Here is a 4,482-nt window from a genome sequence, read left to right as displayed (position 1 = left end):
CGCACCCGCGAGACCTGCCCGGCCGCCGACCTCGTGGTCGGTCTGCAATGCGGCGGCAGCGACGCCTTCTCGGGCGTGACCGCAAACCCGGCCCTGGGCCATGCCGCCGACCTGCTGGTCCGCTGCGGCGCCACCGTGCTGTTCTCCGAGGTGACGGAGGTGCGCGACGCCATCCACCTGCTCACCCCCCGGGCCGCGAGCCCCGAGATCGCCGATGCGCTGATCCGCGAGATGGCCTGGTACGACGATTACCTCGCCAAGGGTGGCGCCGACCGGCGGGCCAACCCCTCGCCGGGCAACAAGAAGGGCGGGCTCAACAACATCGTCGAGAAGGCGCTGGGGTCGGTGGCCAAATCCGGTACCTCCGCCATCGCGGGCGTGCTCGCCCCGGGCGAGCGGGTCCGCGACAAGGGCCTGATCTTCGCAGCGACCCCCGCGAGCGACTTCGTCTGCGGCACGCTCCAGCTCGCCTCCGGCATCACGTTGCAGGTCTTCTCCACCGGGCGCGGCACCCCCTACGGCCTCGCGCACGCGCCGGTCATCAAGGTCGCGACCCGGACCGAATTGGCCGAGCGCTGGTCCGACCTCATCGACCTCAATGCCGGCCGCATCGCCACGGGGCATGCCACCATCGAAGAGATGGGCGAGGAACTCTTCCGCCTCATCCTCGACGTGGCGAGCGGGCGCAAGCGGCCCTGGTCCGATCGCTGGGGCCTGTTCAACGACCTGACCCTGTTCAACCCGGCGCCGATCACCTGAGGGCGGCCCGCGCCTTGCGGAGTCCTGGCGCGCGGGGTGGGGGCGGCTAAGCTGTCCCTGCGCCCGATCCCGCCGCCCCGAGGTCCCGGTTGAGCAAGGTCCGCATGAGCCCGACGCCCGAAGCCGCTCCACGACAGCCCGCGCGGGCCGCCATCGCGGCCTTCGTCGGCACCACCATCGAGTGGTACGACTTCTTCATCTACGGCACCGCCGCCGCCCTGGTGTTCGGGCCCCTGTTCTTCGCTGAGTCGACGCCCTTCGTGGCGACGCTCGCGGCCTTCGGCACCTTCGCGGTGGGCTTCCTCGCCCGCCCCCTCGGCGGGCTGGTCTTCGGGCATGTCGGCGACCGCCTCGGGCGCAAGCGGGCCCTCGTCGTCACCCTGGTGATGATGGGGCTGGCCACTACCGGCATCGGCCTGCTGCCGACCTATGCCAGCATCGGGATCTGGGCGCCTATCGCGCTGGTGTGCCTGCGCATCCTCCAGGGCATCGCGGTGGGCGGCGAGTGGGGCGGGGCGGTGCTGCTCGCCGCCGAGCACGCACCGACGGGGCGCGCGACCTTCTTCGCGTCCTTCGCCCAGCTGGGGAGCCCGGCCGGGCAGATCCTGTCGCTGCTGGCCTTCCGCCTCGCCGGACTGATGGACAAGGAGAGCTTCCTCGCCTGGGGCTGGCGCTTGCCGTTCCTCGTCAGCGTCGTCCTGCTCTTCGTCGGCCTGTTCATCCGTCTCGGCGTCGGCGAATCGCCCGACTTTGAGAAAAGCCGCGCGGCGGGGCCGGCACCGGCGCCGATCCGGGAGGTTCTGGCGACCGCCCTGACGCCGCTCGCCCTGGCTGCGGGCGCCAACACCTTCGCGATCGGGTCGGTCTACCTCTTCAACACCTTCATGATCACCTACACGACCCAGTATCTCGGCCTGCCCCGGGCGACGATCCTCGACGCGCTGCTGGTGGCGGCCTGCTTCCAGCTGGTGATGACGCCGGTGGGCGCGCGCATCGCCGAGCTCATCCGCAACGAGCGCCTGTTCCTCCAGGGCACCCTGATCTGGGCGATGCTGGCGCCCTACCCGCTGTTTCTCCTCGTGGATCTCGGCTCGGTGCCGGCCCTGATGCTGGGGCTCGCCCTCAACGTCGTCGGCAGCGCCACCTTCTACGCGGTGATCGCCGGCTACGTCGCCGGCGCCTTCCCGACGCGGGTGCGCTACACGGCGATCTCGGTGGCCTATCAGGTCTGCGGCGCGGTGGCGGGCGGGCTCACCCCGATCATCGGCACCCTCCTGGCCGAGCGCTTCCAGGGCCATTGGTGGCCGATCGCCGTCTTCGGCACCACCCTCGCGGCGATCTCGTTCGTCTGCGTCACCGCCCTCGGCCGGCACCGCGCCCGCGCGGCCGTCCGCGCCTGACGAGGCCCGAAGGCATGGAACGAGGCCCGAAGGCATGGTGGCACTGCGCCGGCGCCCCTTGCCCCGGAGGCCCACACCTTATATTGCGACGCGATAGCTCGATCCCGTGACCCGGCGCAGCCGGCCGCATTCCTGCGGCCCGTCGCGTGACGGGCTCTTCTCGCTTCCGGATACCCTATGAAGCTTCGCAACATCGCCATCATCGCCCACGTCGACCACGGCAAGACGACGCTCGTCGACAAGCTGCTGTCGCAGTCCGGATCGTTCCGCGAGAACCAGCGCGTCGAGGAACGCGCCATGGACTCGAACGACCTCGAGAAGGAGCGCGGCATCACCATCCTGGCCAAGGCGACCTCGGTCGTCTGGAAGGACACCCGCGTCAACGTCGTCGACACCCCCGGCCACGCCGACTTCGGCGGCGAGGTGGAGCGCATCCTCTCGATGGTGGACGGCGTGATCGTGCTCGTCGACGCCGCCGAAGGCCCTATGCCCCAGACCAAGTTCGTGGTCGGCAAGGCCCTCAAGATCGGCCTGAAGCCGATCGTGGCGATCAACAAGGTCGACCGTCCGGACGCCCGCATCACCGAGGTGGTGAACGAGGTGTTCGACCTGTTCGCGGCGCTCGACGCCACCGACGAGCAGCTCGACTTCCCGATCCTTTACGGCTCGGGCCGCGCCGGCTGGATGGCGACGGCGCCGGACGGCGACCAGACCCAGGGCCTCGCGCCGCTCTTCGACCTCGTGCTCGAGCACGTGCCCCAGGCGAAGGTGGAGGAGGGTCCGTTCCGGATGCTCGGCACGCTTCTCGAAGCCAACCCGTTCCTCGGCCGCATCATCACCGGCCGCATCGCGTCCGGCACGGTCAAGCCGAACCAGGCCATCAAGGTCATGGACCGCACCGGCAAGCTCGTGGAGACCGGCCGCGTCTCGAAGATCCTGGCCTTCCGCGGCCTGGAGCGCGCGCCCATCGACGTCGGTGAAGCCGGCGACATCGTCTCCATCGCGGGCCTCGTGAAGGGCACGGTCGCCGACACCTTCTGCGATCCCCAGGTCGAGACCCCGATCCAGGCCCAGCCGATCGATCCGCCCACCGTCACCATGTCGTTCATCGTCAACGATTCGCCGCTCGCCGGCACCGAGGGCGACAAGGTCACGAGCCGCATGATCCGCGACCGCCTGTTCAAGGAGGCCGAGGGCAACGTCACGCTCAAGATCGAGGAGGCGGCCGACAAGGATTCGTTCTTCGTCTCGGGCCGCGGTGAGTTGCAGCTCGCCATCCTCATCGAGACCATGCGCCGCGAGGGCTTCGAGATCGCCGTCTCGCGTCCCCGCGTGGTGCTCTCCAAGGACGAGAACGAAGGCGTGCTGGAGCCCGTCGAGGAGGTCGTGGTCGACGTCGACGAGGAGTATTCCGGCGTCGTCGTGCAGAAGATGTCCGAGCGCAAGGCCGAGATGATCGAGATGAAGCCGTCGGGCGGTTCCCGCCTGCGCCTCGTCTTCCATGCGCCCACCCGTGGCCTCATCGGCTACCAGGGCGAGCTCATGACCGACACGCGCGGCACCGCGATCATGAACCGCCTGTTCAAGGCCTACGAGCCCTACAAGGGCGAGATGCCCGGCCGCCGCAACGGCGTGCTGATCTCGAACGACAAGGGCGAGGCCGTGGCCTACGCCATGTGGAACCTGGAAGATCGCGGCCCGATGATGATCGAGCCCGGCGCCAAGGTCTATCAGGGCATGATCATCGGCGAGCACAACCGCGAGAACGACCTCGAGGTGAACGTGCTCAAGGGTAAGAAGCTCACCAACATCCGCACCACCTCGAAGGACGAGGCCGTGCGCCTGACGCCCCCGATCCGCATGACCCTGGAGCGCTCGCTCGCCTGGATCCAGGACGACGAACTCATGGAAGTCACGCCGAAGTCGATCCGCCTGCGCAAGACCTACCTCGACCCGAACGAGCGCAAGCGCTTCGAGCGTTCGGGCGGGGTGGCGTAAGCCACCGCGTTTCAGGATCGATCGAGGAGGCCGGGCATCGTCCCGGCCTTTTCTTTTTGCAGTTTGCGGCTTGGTCGAAGGGCGCGGGTCCCTCCTCCCCCTTGTGGGGAGGGGGACCGCGCAGCTTCCAGAAGAAGCCAGACGTTTTCCGATTCGGTGAATTCACGCCAACGAGCAGAGCGGCGCCTCACTCGGCCTTCGCCCGCTCCCGCAGCAGGTATTTCTGCACCTTCCCCGTCGAGGTCTTGGGCAATTCCCCGAAGACGATGTGGCGCGGGAGCTTGTAGCCGGCCAGGCGCTCGCGGCACCAGCTGATGAGGGCGTC

General features: G+C 68.9%; 3 protein-coding genes and 1 pseudogene. 3 read left to right on the top strand and 1 reads right to left on the bottom strand.

All coding sequences use genetic code 11. The annotated features are described in order from the left end of the window. The 3 genes and pseudogenes from K2X24_RS01070 to typA all read left to right on the top strand — a co-directional run. Positions 1–759 (top strand): annotated as a pseudogene (locus K2X24_RS01070) (UxaA family hydrolase); the annotation flags it as partial. A 104-nt stretch (positions 760–863) separates the two neighbouring features. Beyond that, on the top strand, positions 864–2,159 hold the full coding sequence (locus K2X24_RS01065; protein WP_292493872.1) for an MFS transporter: 1,296 nt from the start codon (positions 864–866) through the stop codon (positions 2,157–2,159). Between the two features lie 177 nt (positions 2,160–2,336). Next, on the top strand, positions 2,337–4,157 hold the full coding sequence (gene typA, locus K2X24_RS01060) for a translational GTPase TypA (RefSeq protein WP_292493857.1): 1,821 nt from the start codon (positions 2,337–2,339) through the stop codon (positions 4,155–4,157). Positions 4,158–4,344: 187 nt separating this feature from the next. Here typA and K2X24_RS01055 read toward each other — a convergent pair. After that, on the bottom strand, positions 4,345–4,482 hold a 138-nt coding region (locus K2X24_RS01055; protein WP_292493876.1), incomplete at its 5' end, for a hypothetical protein.

Source organism: Methylobacterium sp., from assembly GCF_019750675.1.
Taxonomy (GTDB): Bacteria; Pseudomonadota; Alphaproteobacteria; order Rhizobiales; family Beijerinckiaceae; genus Methylobacterium.
This window is presented reverse-complemented; position numbering and strand designations above follow the sequence as displayed.

Excerpts from the sequence above, each read along its gene's own strand:
- K2X24_RS01065 (WP_292493872.1), top strand. The coding sequence starts at position 864 with ATGAGCCCGACGCCCGAAGCCGCTCCACGACAGCCCGCGCGGGCCGCC.
- typA (WP_292493857.1), top strand. The coding sequence starts at position 2,337 with ATGAAGCTTCGCAACATCGCCATCATCGCCCACGTCGACCACGGCAAG.